Here is a 1,632-nt window from a genome sequence, read left to right as displayed (position 1 = left end):
GAAAGATACATCAATAATTTCATTTGAAAAACTAACAACGGGATCAAAAGGAATAGGGAACTCAGTAGCTGTTAATTGAGTTATATCAACGCCATCTCGTACAAAGCTAACTCTATACTCAGTTGCTAAAGCAGAAGTCATTAATTCATCACTGCCAGACAACGTTACAAAAAGATCACTGTCATCAAGAATATATCCTGTAACCTCAGCATCGGATGAGCTTGTAGCTGATAATGTGAAAAGGGCCTGTAAATCAGACGCAGCATAATCACTGCTGTAACGAGTGACATTTGAGTCTGGATTTGAGGTGGTAGAGCCACCACCTCCACAGCCTGTAAGCAGCAATGGTATTAATACATAATAAAACTTCATAGTATTATCCTTCCTAGCCCAAATTATTTATCAAAGATAGAGTTTTCCATCACAAAAAATATAGGTATCAAACCAAGAGGAAAAAGCTCTACCGAAGCTACTAAGTCAAGGTTCATCGCTATTGAAGAACATAGTAAGACAGACCCACAACCAACCACATTATATCGTTTGAAATATCTTGATGAATGTACCCAGAACTTAGATCGAGGCCATACTTCCAAGTGAACTAAAATCACAACAATGCCCCCCAAGCATACTAGCAAGGGGGATACTGCTTCTTGAGCGATAATTGCAAATATTAGGATAAATGCATATACAATGAACCAAGGCTCTTTAAACGAACGAAACATATCTCATTCTTCTCCGGCTAACTAACATCACTTATTTCTACGCCGAAGTGATGCAATGACTTCTCGAAGTCCACCAACAACACATCCCCCTCCCAAAAGCCATATTATAAAAAATAATACAGTGCTTGATTCCTTGGATATGACATTTGTTTTCCCTAGCCAAAACACCCCCATAATAAGCAGCCAGAAAAGGAATGCTAACAACTGATATTTCTGACCTAATCGCATCCATATACCTTAACATCACAAAATTGAACACCAGCAGCTATGCCACTTCCAGGACCAACAAAGCCTTTACCAATTCCCACCCCTTCTTGAGAAAAATCAGCCGAAACTCCTCCAGATAATAACCCCGCACCTCCATTAATAAATACCCCCCAAGTTTCCGCATTACCATTACTTAGTGCTTCTCCATAAGCCCCTGAATAGCTAGCACCAGTACCACCAAACGCTCCCAACCCGAACTGCATACATACAGTAGAAGTTAGACATTGATTTCCGTTAGTATCCACTATTACACCACTAGACAAACTAACTCCGCTAACACCAACAAAACCTGAAGCACTACCGCCTGCCCCTCCAGCTAGGTGGTGACCATTTGAATGATCTGCTAGGTGTGCCTGAACTCCTTTTTTAAACTCAACCTTTTTAAATATTGACCAACCTTTGGTCATCTTATCTTTAAAACTCATAGAGTCATTGTACAAGTAAATAGTAATCACACTAATAGCAGAGCGCATCATCGCATCTCGACTATTGGAACCACTTGCTGCGGCCGCTATACCTGACACGATAATCATACCTCCAGCTTGAAGAGTCTGCGTTTGAACATTGGCATGAACAATTCCTCCACCAAGCTTACCAATGACACCGCTGATAAAGCCTTGCTTGAAGCTACCACCTTGCAATT

2 protein-coding genes are annotated in these 1,632 nt (G+C 40.7%); both read right to left on the bottom strand.

The features are described from left to right. The coding region (locus QTN95_RS20550; RefSeq protein ID WP_331418834.1) for a hypothetical protein at positions 1–372 on the bottom strand (372 nt) is incomplete at its 3' end. 568 nt (positions 373–940) lie between these two features. Beyond that, positions 941–1,632 (bottom strand): hypothetical protein (locus QTN95_RS20545; RefSeq protein WP_331418833.1); only part of this gene is annotated, 692 nt, incomplete at its 5' end.

The organism is Vibrio sp. M260112, assembly GCF_036533775.1.
Lineage (GTDB): Bacteria > Pseudomonadota > Gammaproteobacteria > Enterobacterales > Vibrionaceae > Vibrio.
Note: the sequence above shows the minus strand (reverse complement) of the source record. Positions and strands in the feature narration are given on the sequence as shown.